The 18,182-nt window shown below is 57.0% G+C and carries 15 protein-coding genes; 11 read left to right on the top strand and 4 right to left on the bottom strand.

From position 1 onward, the window contains the following. Positions 1-126: 126 nt before the first annotated feature. On the bottom strand, positions 127-867 hold the full coding sequence (locus HVO_RS02300; protein ID WP_004043348.1) for an IclR family transcriptional regulator: 741 nt from the start codon (positions 865-867) through the stop codon (positions 127-129). Between the two features lie 157 nt (positions 868-1,024). Here HVO_RS02300 and HVO_RS02295 point away from each other — a divergent pair, with 157 nt between their 5' ends. Further along, positions 1,025-2,170: an acyl-CoA dehydrogenase family protein gene (locus HVO_RS02295; protein ID WP_004043349.1), complete on the top strand. Its 1,146-nt coding sequence runs from the start codon at positions 1,025-1,027 to the stop codon at positions 2,168-2,170. Positions 2,171-2,661: 491 nt separating this feature from the next. Here the strand turns inward: HVO_RS02295 and HVO_RS02290 are convergent, their stop codons facing one another. Continuing rightward, the gene (locus tag HVO_RS02290) at positions 2,662-4,071 is read right to left on the bottom strand and encodes an SLC13 family permease (RefSeq protein WP_013035122.1); all 1,410 of its coding nucleotides are present in this window, start codon (positions 4,069-4,071) and stop codon (positions 2,662-2,664) included. Positions 4,072-4,197: 126 nt separating this feature from the next. Here HVO_RS02290 and HVO_RS02285 point away from each other — a divergent pair, with 126 nt between their 5' ends. From HVO_RS02285 to HVO_RS02265, 5 genes are all read left to right on the top strand, one after another. Beyond that, positions 4,198-5,271 (top strand): cupin domain-containing protein, encoded by a 1,074-nt coding sequence (locus HVO_RS02285; protein ID WP_013035107.1) that lies wholly within the window; start codon positions 4,198-4,200, stop codon positions 5,269-5,271. Positions 5,272-5,390: 119 nt separating this feature from the next. Beyond that, complete coding sequence (locus tag HVO_RS02280) at positions 5,391-5,570, top strand: hypothetical protein (protein ID WP_013035200.1); 180 nt, start codon at positions 5,391-5,393, stop codon at positions 5,568-5,570. Continuing rightward, a complete protein-coding gene (locus HVO_RS02275; protein ID WP_004043352.1) occupies positions 5,563-8,637 on the top strand; it encodes an FAD-binding and (Fe-S)-binding domain-containing protein in 3,075 nt (1,024 codons plus the stop codon). Before HVO_RS02280 ends, HVO_RS02275 begins: the two co-directional genes overlap by 8 nt. Before the next feature lie 119 nt (positions 8,638-8,756). Continuing rightward, entirely contained in the window at positions 8,757-9,626 is an 870-nt protein-coding gene (locus tag HVO_RS02270) for a fumarylacetoacetate hydrolase family protein (RefSeq protein ID WP_004043353.1), read from the top strand. A gap of 126 nt (positions 9,627-9,752) precedes the next feature. Next, entirely contained in the window at positions 9,753-10,277 is a 525-nt protein-coding gene (locus HVO_RS02265) for a universal stress protein (protein ID WP_004043354.1), read from the top strand. A 69-nt stretch (positions 10,278-10,346) separates the two neighbouring features. Here the strand turns inward: HVO_RS02265 and HVO_RS02260 are convergent, their stop codons facing one another. Beyond that, on the bottom strand, positions 10,347-11,807 hold the full coding sequence (locus HVO_RS02260; protein ID WP_004043355.1) for a YjiH family protein: 1,461 nt from the start codon (positions 11,805-11,807) through the stop codon (positions 10,347-10,349). A 411-nt stretch (positions 11,808-12,218) separates the two neighbouring features. Between HVO_RS02260 and HVO_RS02255 the strand changes: the two genes are divergently transcribed. From HVO_RS02255 to HVO_RS19770, 5 genes are all read left to right on the top strand, one after another. Beyond that, positions 12,219-13,232, top strand: coding sequence for an amidohydrolase family protein (locus HVO_RS02255; protein WP_004043356.1), 1,014 nt, complete (start codon positions 12,219-12,221; stop codon positions 13,230-13,232). Between the two features lie 6 nt (positions 13,233-13,238). Further along, on the top strand, positions 13,239-13,616 hold the full coding sequence (locus tag HVO_RS02250; protein WP_004043357.1) for a Rieske (2Fe-2S) protein: 378 nt from the start codon (positions 13,239-13,241) through the stop codon (positions 13,614-13,616). A 367-nt stretch (positions 13,617-13,983) separates the two neighbouring features. After that, complete coding sequence (locus HVO_RS02245; RefSeq protein WP_013035208.1) at positions 13,984-14,751, top strand: IclR family transcriptional regulator; 768 nt, start codon at positions 13,984-13,986, stop codon at positions 14,749-14,751. Between the two features lie 190 nt (positions 14,752-14,941). Further along, positions 14,942-16,108, top strand: a complete 1,167-nt coding sequence (locus HVO_RS02240; RefSeq protein ID WP_013035082.1) for an ISH3 family transposase — start codon at positions 14,942-14,944, stop codon at positions 16,106-16,108. 189 nt (positions 16,109-16,297) lie between these two features. Beyond that, entirely contained in the window at positions 16,298-16,831 is a 534-nt protein-coding gene (locus HVO_RS19770) for an MFS transporter (protein WP_081442866.1), read from the top strand. On the opposite strand, the gene HVO_RS02235 is transcribed toward HVO_RS19770, so the two are convergent. Next, positions 16,809-18,107, bottom strand: coding sequence for an IS4-like element ISHvo12 family transposase (locus HVO_RS02235; RefSeq protein WP_013035120.1), 1,299 nt, complete (start codon positions 18,105-18,107; stop codon positions 16,809-16,811). The genes HVO_RS19770 and HVO_RS02235 overlap by 23 nt on opposite strands. Positions 18,108-18,182: the final 75 nt, after the last annotated feature.

The raw sequence follows: 18,182 nt of genomic DNA, 5'->3' as shown, positions 1-18,182 counted from the left end.
CGGATTCCGGGGAAGGAACCAGTTATCGGGGGTTCACTCTCCGAATCCCCGTCTCGATATATCAGACGCACCGTCCTGTCGGCTTCGTGGAGGCGATTGTGCGATATCACACGCAGTGGAGCAAATTCAGGTTCCGTACTGGTACTTTATTGCGATGCTGTCGACTGTCTCTCGCAGTTTCTGGAGTAACTCGGTTCTGTAGGCCTCGTCCTGAAGCCGACCCGTCGGGCAGGCGATTGCCAAGACGGCACAGAGTGTATCAGCCACGACTACTGGAACGGCTATGGCGCCCATCCCCTGAACCTGTTGGTCCCAGTCAAAGGCGAACCCATCTTCTCGGACTCGGTCGACTTCCGTCTGCAGCGTCACGGGGTCGGTAATCGTCGCTTCTGTTTGTTGTTCGAGCAAGAGGTTTTCACGGATTTCTCGCGTGCGAGACTCGCTGAGGAACGCCAGGAAAACCTTCCCGGCCGCATGCGAGTAGATTGGGAGTTTCATCCCGGGGTAGGTACCCAGTTCGAGTGCCTGGTCTCCCTGCTCTTGGTGAAGTAACACAGTCTCAGCGCACTCCTCGGCGAACAGAGTGACCAGTTCGTCAGTCGCGTCTGCCAGCGACCGCATCTCCCCTTTCGAGACCTGAAAGATTCGGCTTCGGTACTTCAGACGAGACCCCATCGTGAGGAACTGGTAACTAAGGCGGTACGTACCGTCCTCGTTGACGACGTATCCAGTCTCCTGTAACGACCGAAGATACACGTGTGCGGTGCTCTTCGAAAGCCCAAGGTGGGCCGCCACCTCGGACGGCCCCGCGCTCCGAACTTCCCAGAGCGTCCGGATTACCTCGAACGCTCGCAAGACGGACTTCATCGGTGGTGTGTCACCAGACATCGTAGATGACTAATCGTAGTGTGGTGATAAAACCGTTCGGATATGTTGGACGTGACAGAATCCGTCGAGTGCTACCTGTGCGAAGACAAAGTTCTATAGTGTAAAAAGTTATATATTATCGAATCGAAAGCCCAATATGGACCTGTTAGACGAGGCCATGGTACCAGCAAACGCTAAAACGGTAAAGCGACGAGCGCGGACTTTCGCGCGAGAGAACATTGAACCGGTCGCAGGGGCGTACTTCGAGTCGGGGGAGTACCCGATAGATATCGTCGAAGCCGCGCGCGAAGAGGAACTGGTCGCACAGGAAATCTCGACCGAGTATGGGGGTGCCGGTCGTTCCTTAAGCGAGGCCGTTGCCGCCGCGGAGGAGTTCTTCCGCGCCGATGCGGGAATCGGACTTGCGCTTATGGGTCAGAGCTTCGGTACCGGGATTCTCGAACAGTTCGGGACGCCTCATCAAAAAGAAACATACCTTCGTTCGGTCGCCGAGGGGGATGCAATCACCGGGATGGCTATCTCTGAACCCGAGACGGGAAGCGATCTGGCGGGGATGGAGACGACAGCGGTCAGGGACGGGGACGAATGGGTATTAAACGGCGAGAAATACTGGATCGGGAACGGCGTCGAAGCGGATTGGATTCTCGTATACGTTCGCACGGAAGAGAGTGACAAACCTCACGACAACCACTCGATGGTAATCGTCCCGACTGATAGCGACGGATACGACGCCGAACACGTCCCAGAGAAAATCGGGATGCACGCCTCGAAACAGTCACACATAACGTTTACCGACTGTCGGGTCCCCCACGAGAACCTCGTCGGAGAACGAGGGAACGGGTTCCGGATGGTTGCCGAATTCTTCAACCACGGCCGAACACGCGTTGCCGCGCAGGGAATCGGACTAGCGGCGGCGGCCATCGAAGAGGCTTGGGAGTTCGTACACGAGAGGGAAGAGTTCGGCGGGCCCGTCTCGGACTTTCAGTCCGTCAGACACGACCTCGCCCAGATGCGGACGAAGTTCGAGAGTGCTCGAACGTTACTCTGGCACACCGTCGAACGGATGGAATCGGGCGAAGACGCGGCGAAGTGGTCTTCGATGGCGAAACTACACGCGACCGAAACTGCGGCGGAGTGCGCCGAGACAGCCATCCGACTACACGGGGGTCACGGACTCTTCGACGAGAGTCGAATCGGACGTGTTTATCGTGACGTTCGGATGCCGCTCATCTACGAGGGCGTGAGCGAGATACAGCGTGACATAATCTACGAGAACTTCTAATCCAGACGTTTCTCTCGTAATTCGTAACCCCGACATCGCATTCTTTGCGTTCCTTAGATTCGAGGGGAGAATACCAAGTGAGTCCGGTTCTGAGTAGATTCGAAATAACCGGATCAATCATGGAACAGTACGTATTATCATTAGTTACCGTCGTGTGGGCAAATCTGACGGAGAGAGGCATTTCACTCACACAGCGACACGCTATGTCAGTCAGTGGCTTCGATAAATTCGAAAGTGGTAGACAGGGGAGAGGTCGGGTCACTATGAGTGGAACGTATATTGCGTGTTCAGCCAATCTTCGGTGCGTTCTAACCGATGGACAAATCGACTATCACCATCGTTTTCGTCGGACCTGTACTGTGAACTCTGACGGTGCGCGGAACTTCACTTCGCCTACATCCGCTTCGGTATTTCTGAATTTTAATAATCAACAACACCTATTCTTGGGGCACGTACAAACGGTCACTCACGCCGAAGAGAACCAGAGCACGTCAGAAGAAAACCACGAACACCCCGATTTGTACTGGAACGAGAAATAGCAGTGACACAGCAGCGATAGCACTCGAGATGCGGGTCAATTCGACACTGTCTACAGTTCCCATCCCGAGGATCGCCACGAGAACTGCCGATTGATACGGGAAAAAGTAGGTATTGAGGGCCACAGCCTCCATCACCGCCACTGGAACCAACGGGATTCCGATACTACTCGAAAATGAAGTGAGAATTGGTGTGAGGACACTGGCGACGGCAAGACCCTCCATCACCAGAGCGAGGAGTTGTGAGACGACGACGACGAATACGAGAACGATAGGGAGCGATGCATCGCTCGGCAACTGTGAGAGGAGCGCTTCGGCAGCCAGATCGGTGAACCCAGTCTGCTGGAGACCCGCGGCGATTGCGAATATCGCGCCGAAAAAGAACAGGATCGAGAAATCGGCCTCAGAGATGGCGTCCGAATCGACAACACCAATCTTTGGAGCGAACGCCAAGAGTGCAACCACGAGCGCGCCGAATAACGGATGGAGTCCGTGTAAGAAGTCCGTCATCCAGATGGCTACACCAACGAGGAGGAAGGCGAGCATTCTCAACTGCTGGGATGTCACACCAACGTTCGCAGTTCGTTCGTGAGCGGCGAGGGAACCCTTGTCGCGCGGGTGATAGAGGAGATAGGTGACGGTGATTACCACCAGAACGCGACCGATTCCCATCACGGGACCGGCCCAGAGTAGCCATTCAGTCCATGAGATAGATAGGCCAGTGGTAGATTCGACGAGCCCGGTTACGATGATGTTCGCGAGAGCCCCAGTCAGAACGCCTGATGAACCGTAAAACGTCGCGAACAGTGGGCCGAGAAAGAGCCCAATTTTCGCTCGCCGTTCAGTGAAGAGGTCGCCGAGTGAGAGCAGTATCGGCCCAAGAATGAGAACCCGAACGAGCGCAGAAGGTATCAAGACGGCCAGCGCGAGACTAGCGAGGCAGAAGGCGACGAGTAGGTATCGAAACGCAGCGACGGCATCAGTTGAGGCAGCGGTCGGCATTCGGGTGCGAGCAAGCGTCTCTACTAACCTTGCCAGACCACTCTGACGGGAAGCTTCTCCGACGAGAATTCCAACAGCGACCAGCCACGTCGCCGGCGAACGAAACCCTGTCAATGCTAACCCAGGCGAGAATGCGACTCCGATTAATCCGATGCCGAGGAGTGCTGTGAACCACGGCTCAACCGGTGACTTGATCCACAACACGACGCAAAACACTGTGATAGCGAGCATGAGACTCGCATCTCGCGCGAGTGGAACGAACCGAAAGATAGCTGCAGCCACAAGTATCCCAAAGAGAGGTGAAACCCATGTAGGGTGGATATTAGGGATGCCAATGGTAGGCCAACGTGAGTCACTCGACATTGTAGGTCTGATCTCAAGACCCATGGCAATGATTCTATCGGGGCTCCGTAGCCAGCGTTTGACTCATTCGGCTATCGATTAGAAACCCCCCATAGACTTATTGCAAAACTGTACCAAAGACTCGGTATGGCACAACAAGAGCCAGAGGAACTCTTAGAGCTGAGTTCCGGTACCCGAGGTATCCTCGAAGAACACGACCTACGTCCACTGTGGGAAGTCGAAGATGACATGGGCCACGTCTTAGACGACCCCGACTCAGATATCTGGAAGTGGGAGGATATTCAGACTGCCATTGACGCTATCGAGGAAGACGTTCCGATTGCCGACCTCCCACCGGGGTTCCAGCGGCGCGTCGCCGTTCCAATCAACACGGCGAACGCCATCTCGAACACTATCTACGTCGGGATTCAAACGGTCTCACCGGGCGAAACCGCGCCTTCGCACCGACACGGGGCGAACGCGCTTCGGTTCACGATCGACGGGCACGAGGAGATGAAGACGGTGGTCGCGGGCGAGGAGTTCCCGATGAAGGACAACGACCTCATCACGACGCCGCAGTGGGAGTGGCACGACCACGTGAACGACGGCGACGAGACGGCAGCGTGGCTCGACGTCCTCGACCTCCCGCTCGTGCTCGATTCGCTCAACGCGAAAAATACCTTCGAGTATCACGAACTGGACCGTCAGCCGGTCACGAAGACGCCGGGATACTGGGAGTCACAGTACGGGCGTGCCCGTGACTACGGCGAGACGAAGCGAGACGGCATTCCTGGTCCATTTGAGGGGAAGTGCGAGGCGACGCCGCCCTACCGGTTCGGGTGGGACGACACCCTAGAAGCACTCCGTCAGCGCGCCGACAACGATACCCCAGACCCGCACGACGGCTACAGTCTCTCGTACGTCAACCCAGCGTCGGGGAAGCCGCCGCTGTTTCCAACGATGTCGTTCCGCGCGCAGTTGCTTCAAGAGGAGACTGACCCACACTTCCACAACACGACTGAGGTATACTTCGTCATCGAGGGTGAAGGCGCGACACATGTCGGTGACGAGGCACTGGAGTGGAGTCAGTGGGACGTGTTCGTCGTCGCACCGGACGAGATTCATCACCATGATCCGGATGGTGAGGCCATCCTCCTCGGGATGACCGACCGTCCCGTGTTCGAGGCGTTCAACCTCTACGCCGAGGCGGCACCACAGTAATCGCGGCTGTCGGCGAGCGTTCAAGCACTACGGACGACAGCTGTTACTGCTAAGAGATATTTCATACGTTGTTTTACTGCAGGTGGTAGGCTTATGTACTCGGCGCCACGACAACGTGTATGGCGGAGTTCGAGAATCCATACGCACAGGCAAATCCATTTGTCAGAGCGCACTTTGACTGCTTGAACTGTGGCGGAAAACTGTGGGAGTACGCCATTCAAGACCGGATGGTATGTGAGGACTGCCGCGAATTGTTCGACTCCTCAGAGATATTCGACAAATCAATTGGCCATGAGTAACCGTCTAGACCAACGCAGCACGTCTGCTGATCACACCGACGAACGACCGAACTACGATCACACGTCGAACGACGTCAAGCGGCCGGCGCTCGTCTCCGACCTTCGAGAGCGAGTTGACGGCGACGTTCGGTTCGATACGTACACGCGGCAGTTGTACGCAACCGACGCGAGTGCGTACGAAGAGACGCCAATCGGCGTCGTATTCCCGACATCGACCGAGGATACCGCTGCCGTCGTCTCTTACTGCTCCGAACGGGGAATCCCAGTCCTCCCCCGGGGTGCTGGAACGAGTCTGGCCGGACAGGCGGTCAACGAGGCCGTCGTCCTCGACTTCACCCGGTACATGGACACCATCGTGTCGGTCGATGCGGATGCACGGTACGCTCAGGTGCAATCCGGCGTCGTCCTCGCGGAACTCAACGAGGCGCTGTCCCCACACGAACTGAAGTTCGCACCCGACCCCGCGGCCGGCGACAGGAGCGTCATCGGCGGTGCCATCGGCAACAACTCAACCGGCGCGCACTCGCTCAAATATGGGAAGACCGACGCGTACGTCGAGGAGTGTGAGGTTGTCTTGGCCGACGGGACGGTCGCAACGCTCGGCGAGACGGACCTCGATAAACTCCGAGAGCGCGCCGACAGCGACGGCACGCTTCTCCAACGCGTGTACGCCGAAGTCGTTCGCATCGTCGACGACGAAGCCGATGAGGTCAGAGCGCGGTTCCCCGAGTTGAAACGCAACGTCTCCGGGTACAACCTCGACGTTCTCGTGGAAGAAGCCGAGACGGGGACAGTCAACCTCGCGCGGCTCATGGCGGGGAGCGAAGGGACATTAGCGGTCGTCACCGAAGCCAAGGTCGCCTTAGAGCCGGTCCCCGAGACGAAGGCGGTCTCGCTGCTGTTCTACGAGAGCGTGCTCGACGCCGTGACCGACGTGCAGCACGTCCTCGAACACGACCCCGCGGCCGTCGAACTCATCGACGACGTCCTTATCGGGTTGGCGCGGGATACCGCCGATTTCGAGGAGATTGCCGCGCTCGTCCCGGACGACGCACATGCGGGACTACTCGTGGAGTTTTATGCCGACGACGACGGTCACGGACGGTCGCTGACTTCGGGGCTCCTCGCTGACCGCGTTTCCGAGGGAGAAGGGGACGTAGAGCCACCGAAGGACCACCCAGACACCGTACAGACGTTCTCATTCGCCGGGGTGGAAGCGCACAGCGAGGTTGACAGAGAGCAGTTCTGGAAGCTTCGGAAAGCCGGTCTCCCCATCCTGCTCTCTCGGACGTCCGATGTGAAACACATTAGTTTCATCGAGGATTGTGCGATTCCACCGGAGCACCTCCCCGAGTTCGTTGAACGCTTCCAAACACTGCTCGAAGCCAAGAACCGCGACGTCGACGCAGCGTTTTACGCGCACGCCGGCCCGGGCGTCTTGCACGTCCGCCCGCTCGTGAACACGAAAGCCGCGGCGGACCGACGGGACATGGTCGAGATTGCCGACGCTGTGACCGACTTCGTGGTCGAACTCGGCGGGAGCGTCTCCGGCGAACACGGCGACGGTCGCGCGCGGACTCAATGGAACCGCAAACTGTACGGTGACGCGCTCTGGGACGCCTTCCGTGACCTGAAGACCGCGTTCGACCCCGACTGGTTACTCAACCCTGGCAACGTCTGTGGCGACCACGATATGACCGAGCACCTCCGGTACGACGGCGAGTACTCCTACGACACCGGATTCGAACCATCGCTCAACTGGGAGAACGAAAACGGCATGCAGGGGATGGTAGAACTTTGCCACGGCTGTGGTGGGTGTCGTGGGGGCCAAGACACGTCCGGGGGCGTGATGTGTCCGACGTACCGCGCTGCCGGTGAAGAGATTACGACGACGCGGGGGCGCGCGAATCTCCTTCGACAAGCGATGAGTGGGGACCTACCGGACGACCCGACTGACGACGAGTTCGCCGAGGAGGTGCTTGACCTCTGTATCGGCTGTAAGGGGTGTGCCCGCGACTGTCCGAGCGAAGTCGACATGGCGAAACTGAAGACCGAAGTCATGCACGCACGTCACCAAGAACACGGGTCGAGCCTCCGTGACAAGCTCTTCGCGAACTTCGACGCATTGGCTCCCCTCGGAAGCACGCTCGCCCCGATTTCGAATCTTGCACAGTCAATCCCGGGGGCGAGAACGATTGCGGAGAAAACGCTCGGGATCGCACGCGAGCAGGCGCTTCCGGAGTTCCAACGTGAGACAGTACGTGATTGGTTCGAGAGCCGCGGCGGTGCGCACGTCGCCGAGAGCAACGCCGAGCGGAAGGCGGTTTTCTTCGTGGACAGTTACACCAACTACAGTCACACGGAGGTCGGAAAAGCGACGGTTCGTGTCCTTGAGGCCGCCGGTGTCCACGTTCGGTTAGCTGAGCGCACCGATAGCGGTCGACCGGCGCTCTCGAAGGGGTTCGTCGAAAAATCGCGCGACGCAGTCGAAAGCAACGTCGCGGAACTCGCACCGTACGTCAGAGACGGTTGGGACGTCGTCCTCGCCGAGCCGTCCGACGCGGTGATGTTCCAGTCTGACGCGCTCGACTTATGCGATGGCCCCGCTGTCGAATCCCTCGCAGCGAATGCCTACGGAGTTTGCGAATACCTCGACTCCTTCCGGCTCGGCGAGAACGTCGACTGGGAGCCGACGACTGAGTCGGTCGCCTACCACGGTCACTGCCACCAGAAGGCGGTGAAGAAAGATCACCACGCCGTCGGTGTCCTTCGGCGCGCCGGCTACGAGGTCGACCCGTTGGATTCGGGCTGTTGCGGTATGGCTGGGAGCTTCGGCTACGAGTCCGAGCATTATTCACTCAGCAAATCGATCGGCGAGATCTTGTTCGAGCAGATCGAGGTAAGTGAGGCAACCGCCGTCACGGCCCCTGGAACATCCTGTCGGACGCAACTCAGCGACGACCGTATCGAAGCAGTCACCACCGAGAGCTCGTTGTCTGGAACGGAACTCGACCGCGAAGAGCCGCCGACCCCGGTTGAACTACTCGACTACTGTCTCCCCAACTAACACACATATGGTGGGGGTTTCATACAGACCCGCTACTCGACGTTGACTCGTCGAGATCTGCTCTTCGCAGATTTTCTCCAACAGCATGTTTTATAACCAACCTGGGTGAACAGGGTATTATGCGATTCGTCAGATTCGACCAGGAACACCTGGGACTGTTGACTAACGACGGCATCGTCGACCTTACCGACCGCCTCGGACTCGGTACCACTGACCCACTCGTCGAGTACATCAATGGTGACTACGATGCCAACGAATACGTCGATGCTGAACCGGACTACGATAGAAGCGAAGTCGAGATCAAGTCGCCAGTAAAGCGCCCCGGTAAGGTTATCGCGGCACCCCTGAACTACGAGAACCACATCGAGGAAGCCATCGCGGATAAGGACATCACCACAGACGAGTGGTTCTCGATCGAGGACAAGGGGTACTTCCTAAAAGCGCCGTCGAGCGTCGTCGGGCCGGACCACGGCATCGAACTGCCGTTCGACGACCGTCGAGTCGACCACGAAATCGAACTCGCGTTCGTGATGGGCGAAGACACCAAGGACGTCGATTCCGACGAGGCCTGGAACAATATCTTCGGGTACACCATCCTACTCGACATCTCGGTCCGCGGCGACCAGGACCGGTCGAACCGGAAGTCCTACGACACGTTCACCGTCGTCGGCCCGAGCGTCGTCACCCCGGACGAAATCGACGACCCGCAGAATCTGGACATGCAGCTCGACCTCAACGGGGAGACACGTCAAGACGCGAATACCAGCGATATGGTCTACACCTGTGCGGACATCGTCCAGTACGCGAGTATCGGTGCGACGCTCGAAACCGGCGACATCGTCACGACGGGAACGCCAGAAGGCGTGAGCGAACTCAACGACGGCGATACCGTCGAGGCCGAAATCGAGAGCGTCGGATCGATGACCGTCGACGTCACGCAACGGGACCTATCTTTCGCCGACGTGAACGTCCAGAAAGGCGGCCAGTAACGTCGCAGTACGTAGCGCCACTTTCCTTTTTGCGTCAGACGCAGCGTCGTGAGACGTAGCGAAGCGTATCCGAGAGCACGAATCCGGGCCAAACCGATACGCGTACTCACCGCCCTCAGGGGTGACGTGAGCCTCAAGACGTTCTCGGGTTTCGAGAGTCGGTATAAAGAACTATGTTACAAGCTGTCATTCGTACAGTCGTGCGAGTGGCGTAAGGCGATTGCGAGCCAATTGCTCGAACCACCCGACAGCGAAACCATGACAACGATTCTACTTGCAGTCGACACGGATGTTGAACGAGCCAAAAAGCAAGCCAAAACCATAACCAGTCTCCCGCTACAGAAGGAAGACACTCACATCTCCGTGTTGCATGTCTTCCGTACGGACGACGACAGAGCCGACGCGAAGAATCTTAAGTCGGTCAAGGCGGCCCTCGGTGACCTCGAAGCGGCAGGGTTTGCGGTCAAAGTCGAACAGTTGAGCGGGGATGCGGTTCAAAGCATCCTCGAGATGTCAGAGCGTATCGACGCCGACATCATCAGTCTCGCCGGTCGGAAGCGGTCACCCGCGGGGAAAGCACTCTTCGGGAGCGTGTCTCAGGAGGTTCTCCTGAAGTCAGAGCGACCGGTCCTAATCGAAACGACCGATTGAAACGGGAGAAACCTCAGTACGATTTTTCACCGCGATTCGAACGCGCCAACTATCAAGCGCCGGCCGGGGCTATATCAGGCCAAGCGTGTCCGCCGCATGCGTCAGTGCCGCGGCAATCGGAATGAGGAGCACGGTACGCATGACCAAGAGGAGAAAGAGGTCGCGGAACCGCATCGGCACGTCGTCGAACATATCGACCATCATCGGTGCCGGTGCAGAAAAGAAGATGGCCTGCGCACTCGTGACGATCAAGACGAACACCTGCGTGACTAAGTCCGCCTGGACGACGAACGTGCTGCCGATGAAGAACTCCGCTCCGCCCAGGATGATACCGATAGTGGCCAGTTTCGGATCCGGAATCCCAAACAGAGACAGCAGCGGAACGAACGGTTCGGCAATGTATTCGAACGCCGGCGTGTACGCCTCAAGCAGGAGAACAACCATCGACATCGTCAACACGGAACCGACGACCGTACCGGCAAGCTTCAGACCATCGATGAAGCCAGTAAACGACGCGCGGGGTATCGAGTCACCGTTCGCCGCCGTCGAGACGCCCTCGTTGAACGCGAACCGTAGATACTCACCAACAGTTCCAGTAAACCGAGGCTCTGGGTCGGGCTCTGCAATGTACTCATTCGGCACCATCGAGAGAGGTGGAATCCGGACGAGGATGGCCGCGACGGCGAGGGTCGCGATGGTGTAGAGAAGCACGATGACCGGGAAAATGTGAAGCAGGCCGAGAATGGCCGCAACCGCACCGACGGTCCCTAAGTTCGCCGTTGCAAAGCAGGTACAGATGACGAACACCTCACGCTTGTTGTATCCGCCCCGGTCGAACACGTTCCGAGTGAGGTAGTAGCCAATACTGAACGATCCGAGCCACGATGCTGCGCTATCGAGTGCTGACTGCCCTGGGAGTTTGAATGCTGGCCGCATTACCGGTTGTGCCAACGTACCAATGAACTGGAGTCCTCCGAGTTCCGCGAGTAGATTGACGAAGACGGCACCGATCGGTATTACGAGCGCGACCGTGATGACGAGTGCGCCCCAGGCGATGTTGACAATGGGGTCCGCAAGCATCCACGCCGGCCCGATGTCGAACAGAATCGCGAACGCGAAGAAGACCGCCGCGAGTCTGAACAGAACGAACACCGACGCTGTACGCCAGTACTCCAACTCGAGTCGATCGACCGTTTGTTGGCTAAACGTCGGCGTGCCACGATAGTGAACGTTGGCGACAGTCGTCAACACACCCCCCACGATGATGATGCCGAGTGCGAACAGTTCGACGGCGGCTATCGATGCGTTCTGGATGAGCGTCAAGATGACGTCGAGTGGAATCGTCGTCTGACCGTTCCACTGTATGGGAAACAGGAAGACGAATCCCCCAGTCAGAAACGCGACGATGAACCGAACTATCGGTCTCCATCCGTTTCGACCGAAGTCTACATCGGAAATCGACTTTTCCTCGGCTCTCACCGATGCGTCGGATACGTGGTCTTCGCTCTCCCATGCTTGGCTACCGAGCATAACTCGTCAGAGTTCATCATCGGGTATAAAACTACCTGAGAAAATAATTATAACCTATTTCAATAGCAGTCTTGTTCAAGCGACGAATCGGCTCCGTAGGTTCGCAACTCTCCGACGGTATCGTGTTCCCAGTCATTGATTCGCCTCACTAGCCGTCCACCAACCACAGCCTTTCTCCCTCTCACCGGCCCCCGTCGAAGGGAGCGACTCGCCCGAACTGCCCGACTTGTGACTGGAAATATTGGTTGATATACATAACTTATTTATGCGGTAATATCACAGTTGTTTATCATGGGCTCGCCAATTAGCCGAATAGATGCTCAAGCAGAGGTACCCGATCAAGCGTTCGACGATCGAGTCATCGATCTCGACTTCCATGTCAATCCACTGGAGGACGAGTTGTTGTCGTACGTGGAAGACGACGTCGTCAGAGACAAGCTGACGACTGAGTTCGGTCCGACACCGATTATGGGCAAGTGGGACGCCGCCTACGGTATCAAAGAGGGCAATGAAGGACTGTTCACGCAGGGACGCGCGGAGTATGCTGAAGACGTTCACGAGGCCTGCGAGAAATTCGCCATCGACGATCCCATCGTCAACGCCGGGATCAACAATCTCCCGCTTCAGCACCATCCCGTCCTGAAGAACGGAATCGTGCAGGCGGGCAATGATTACATGCTCGACAACTTCGCGGACGAGGGAGTCTACACCTCAATGCTCGTCCCGAAGTGGGACACCGAATACGCGGTTGAAGAAATCGAGCGCGTCGCATCGGAGGACAATATCGTCGCCGCGTACTCGTGGTTCGACCCCAAGACGCCGTGGGGAAGCGAACAGTTCGAGCCGGTGTTCGAAGCACTCGTCGAACACGACCTTCCACTCCTCCTGCACGGGTCGCTCGCGTACTGGCCACAGCACTCCTACGTCGGTGACGAGATGCTGACGTGGACCGAGGTACTCGGGTTCGATTGGCCCGTCCACACGATGGTAAACATCGTGAACATGATTATGCGAGGCGTGTTCGACCGGTATCCTGACCTCAACGTCGTCTTTCAGGAGGGTGGCCACTGGTGGCTCCCGTTCCTGCGCTACCGAATGGACGAATTCTACGAGATGCACCCCGACGACATCAGAATCACCCCCCGGAAGCACGAAGACGGCGAGGAGTACCTTGACCGACGTCCGAGCGAATACCTCCGCGACAACATCTACGTGACGACCCAACCGCTCGCACTTCCGCGAGGGTCCGGACAAGCAAGGAATCTACTCGAGCTGAGTATGGCGGAGGACACGTTCATCTACTCGAGCGACTGGCCGCACCAGACGCTCGACCCGCCGACGTGGTTCTACACGTCCCGCGCGTTCGACGAGGACCTTCGCGACGCGGTCTTACACAAGAACGCCGAAGATATACTCGGTATCTAACCAGCCATGAGCGCAGATTCACAGATCAAAGACGACTACACCAAGGTCGCATCGGTCGAAGATATCCCCCGTGGCCGCGGGATTGCGGTGAACGCTAACGGAATCGAAATCGCGATCTTCAACGTCAAGGGCGAATTTTACGCCCTGTCGAACCGCTGTCCACACCAAAACGCGCCGCTGTACAAGGCGGGTGAGGAGAAGATTAACGCGGAACATACGTGGACGAAGTCCCGCGGTGGGGTCAACGAAGAGGAGCTCAGCGTGAGTTGTCCGTGGCATCTCTGGGAACTGGATATCGAGTCCGGTGAGCATGAGGTTTCAGGGAAGTGTATCGGTACGTTTGACGCCGAGGCCGTCGACGGCGACGTCTACGTCCGGATCTGACCCGAGAAAACCGGTTATCCACCCGAAGTTAGAAGTTACCTCATTTTGCGGCTCTATTTTGGTTGTAGAGTTTGAGTTGGGTAAGACTACCTCAGCTGATTTTGAAATATCCGAGCCGATCCTGATACCCAACGACGAGAGTCAACTCAAAGTAATCGCTGAGTCCGCTAGAATCCTCTACAGTATGCTGAATCCGCATTTCGGTATATTCGAAATTGCATATATTCGGGAGACATATAATTACAAACATAGTGTCGTAACTCTACAAATTGAACTACGAACTATCTCAAATAAGATACGCTGTGCTCTACGACAGACGCCAGACAGTTGAACAAGTATTATACGTGAAATCATCATTAGGTATACTATGACAAACGCTGACTCACCGAAGCGGCCCATCAAAACAGCAGTTCGAGTGTTTGAGTTAGTCCAGATAGTCCAAGACCTAGAATCTGCGACGTTTACCGACATTTCCGAACATGTCGACATGGCTGAGAGTACACTGCACGACTACCTGACGACACTCACCCACATCGGCTACTTTGTGAACGAAGGACGGCAGTACAGTCTCTCACTCCGATTTCTGGATCACGGTATTGCCGCACGTGATACATTTTCGATATGCTCGAAGTCGAGAGACACTCTCAAGCAATTGGCTGAAGAAAGTGGTGCTGCAGTTTGGTTGACGGTCGAACAGAGTGGAAAAGTAGTCTACTTAGCACAGGAGTTAGGAGAAAATTCGATCGAGACACATGAAAGATTGGGTAAACACGAGTTCATGAATTGTCTAGCGTCCGGAAAAGTGATGCTTGCGTTCTCGTCGGACGAACACATCGCGAATGTCGTCGAGACCCATGGTCTCCCGCAGCAGACTCCAGAGTCAATCACATCGAGAGATGAGCTACAGAAGGAGCTTGCCGAGATTCGTGAACAAGGGTACGCCGTCAACCACAATGAGACCGCACAGGGAGTTTCTGCAGTCGCTGCACCTATCGTGGTCAACGACGATATTCGAGGCGCAATCGCCATCGCAGCGCCCCATGCACGCATCGAAAACGATGAATACCGTCAGCAGCTCATTGAACTTGTCACAACGGGGTCAAACGAAATCGAACTCCGATTAGCGTACGAGTAGGCTATTCGAGACCGTTTGCAACACCATATGAGAACCGAACAGTACAACCTTGCTTATTAAAACCTCGCGAGTGTACAGCTACTTCAAAGGATGACTATATCCTGTAGACTAACTACTCAATACGACGGTGGGAGAGATAGATTCAGTACCTCACAAAGCCGTTTAGTTAGAAGGTCTGCTTGCTGAAGATGTGTCCAACAACCAGCAAACAGACGATGAAATCCACGAGGACCAGCTCCTTAACTTCCTCGTCAACTCTCTTGACGAGGAAGTTGCTCTCTCACTCGCTGAAAACGCTGAACTCGATGCTGAAGACATCTACGAGGTCCTCGTCGGCGCCTGCGCCGACGGGACCTCGGTCTCTACACTCTGCAAGAGAAGCGAAGATGCACCTCACGAAAACTCGGTTCTCTACCATCTCCGCACCAAGTTCGACCTCGAGACGCTCGAACAAATCGGGAACACGCTCCTCCAGAAAGACGTTCTCGACGTCCTTCCCCAGCAGGTGGAGGTCTGCGCAGACCTCCACCTGCGGCCCTACTACGGCGACGAAGACGATACAGACGGCCTGTATCACTCACAAGCGAAGCGTGGAACCACCGCGTTTCACGCGTACGCGACACTGTACGCACGCGTGAAGAACAAACGCTACACGCTGGCGGTGCGCCGTCTCGAAGACGGCGACACCGCCAGCAGTGTCCTCGCAGAGTTCCTCGGTATTCTCGACGGCCTTGACCTCGGTGTCAAGGCCGTCTATCTTGACCGCGAATTCTACGACAGCAAGTGTTTGACGCTGCTTCAGGCGCACAACCACGCCTACGTCATGCCGATCGTCCGCTGGGGACGGGCGATCAAGCGAGAACTCTCGGAAGGGTGGAGTCGCGTGATTCAGCACAGTCTGACAGCGAAACTCGACGGTCACAGCTGGACCGTCGAGTTTCCCGTCTACATCGACTGTACCTACCAGAACGGACGGTACGACGAACATGGCGTGGCGCGTCACGGCTACGCCGCTGACGCGCCCTTCATCGACTCACCACGAGACGCTCGATACCACTACGCGAAACGCTTCGGTATCGAGGCGAGCTACCGACTCTCCGAGCAAACGATTGCGACGACCTCGACACAAAATCCGGTTGTACGGCTGCTGTACGTCGTGGTGAGCTTGCTGTTACAGAACGTGTGGCGGTATCTGCACTGGGAGTACGTGGCGACGCCCCGCCGAGGCGGGCGTCGCCTCTGGCAGTGGCCATTCAAGGAGTTCATCAACATGATCCGACGGGCAGCGTGGACGGCCCTCGCGACGCGTCGGGCCGTCCCCGCGAACCGGCCACCGGACGACCGGTTCCACCGGTAACTCCCGTCCGGGCTAGCCAACGGTGGGAGTGGCGACGCTGTCGCGTCGGCGGCAGCCGCCGCCGACAGCGACGGCTCTCCGCCGATCCGTCCATGATTCTCTCGTCGAAACCGCCAGTCCAACCGCTCCGCCACAGAACTCAGGCTTCAGAGACAGCTAGGCGAGGATGCTTTGTGAGGTACTGAGATTATGACAGGAACCAAAGAACCAACAGCTCACCAAGAAGCACTTGATTCCACGCAAGGGTGGCTAATTGTCGGACTTGGTATTTGCGTCCTCACGATGATCTGGGGGACTATATTTACCTTCACCGTCTATGCAGATCGCCTTGCAACAATCTTCAACCTTACTCAGTTACAAGTGTCATCGATTTTTTCGATCACAACTGCAGTCTTTCTCATGGTTGGTGGGCTATTTGGCGTGTTCGCCGCCAGGTTCTCTCTTCGACCGGTCCTCGTGATAGTCGGTGTCGGCCTCATAGCTGCTATCGTACTGCTTCAAATTGTCAACTCATACCCTGGTGTTGTTGTAGTATTTTCACTTCTTGGCATCACAGGGGGGACCGCGTTTACTATTACAGTTTCACTCACGCCTCAATGGTTTGATTCTTATCAAGGACTTGCAACGAGTCTCACAATGACGGGAATCGGTCTTGGCCCATTAGTGCTGCCGTTTGTGTGGATCTGGCATTGGTGTTCGGTTAAGCACTGGATCGCCTCCTGAAGGCCTCAGCTACTCGTTCGTTGAGTAAGAGCCGCGATTTCTCTGGTTGGCGGGCGTCACGAAACAGCAGTTCCGACAGGTTCGGCGGTGGATGGCCGAACGACTGGGCCAGATCTTCGAGCATGAGCTGGGCGAGAGACCGGAAGGTCTTCGCCCAGCGTTCTCGCGGAAACACTGTCTCTGGGAACAGCTCCTGAAACACCCCGAGCAAGGCTCTGCTGACCGTCAGCGTCAGCAGAGCCGCCACCACTAACAGCTCCACGATCGCTGGATCACTCGTCTGGAATTTCTCCAGCCCATACAGCGACTTCAGTTCCCGGAACACCAACTCCACTTCCCACCGCAACCCGTACAGCGCCCCGACCTGCCTTGGAGTGAACTCATCGGGCAGATTCGTCACGTACAGGTGGTAGTCGTCGGTGTCCTCGTTGCGGACACCGACGACGCGAAACTCCATCGAATCCGTTGATTCCTTCCCAGCGTATGCCCGCCGTTTGAACTCGATCTCTACCGTTACGTCGATGATCTCCCGACTGAGATCTTCCAGAACGTCCCGAAGACGACGCTCTGGCAAGGAAATGGCGCGCCCGCGCCATTTCCGTCGCTCTCCAACGATCAACGGATTCGCGTTCGACTTCAGCCGACTCAGGAAGAACCCGCCGTTCTCCTCGATCAACGCGAAGCGGCGGAAACTGTAGAAGCCCAGATCGAACAGTAACAGCCGGCCTCGTAGCCAACTCCCGGTGCGGAGTTGGCTGCTCTCGTGGGTGCGTTCATCGGTGAGCTGGAACTGCTCGATCGTCTGCTTGGTCGCGTTCTGCACGAGGTGGAGTTTCGCGCCGGATTGACCCGAGTGAGTGGCTGGAAACGAATCGAGGAGCCGATGCAACCTGAACACGGTTGCATCGGCGATCAGTACGTCTCGAAACAGCTCGAACTGTGGCGCGATCGTGTGAGGAACCGCGACCTCCTCGAGAGCGTGCTCGAGGAGGTCGTTCAACAGTGCTGCGAGGGCCGGCGTGAACCGATCGTAGAAGCTTGAGCGGGCAACGGTCTGGTTGGTTGCTGCGGAGTACGCCCGTTGAAAGCCGGCGATAGTTCGGGCTTCGCCGTCGACGGCGAAGCCCATGATGAGCGTCCAGACGAGCATCGTGATGTCGATTTTCCGGTCACGCTGGACGACATCGCGCTCGCGCGCGATGTCTTCGATTAGCTCGGTGGGAAACAGGGAAGTCAACCGTCGTCGTATGAGATCCGGGGAGAGTTGGTTTAGCACATTCTCTCCCCACGCGGTCTACAACGATAGCTTCGTCACTAGAGCGCCGTCTGTCGGTTTCTCCGCTTAACCGAA

Source organism: Haloferax volcanii DS2, from assembly GCF_000025685.1.
Lineage (GTDB): Archaea > Halobacteriota > Halobacteria > Halobacteriales > Haloferacaceae > Haloferax > Haloferax volcanii.
Note: the sequence above shows the minus strand (reverse complement) of the source record. Positions and strands in the feature narration are given on the sequence as shown.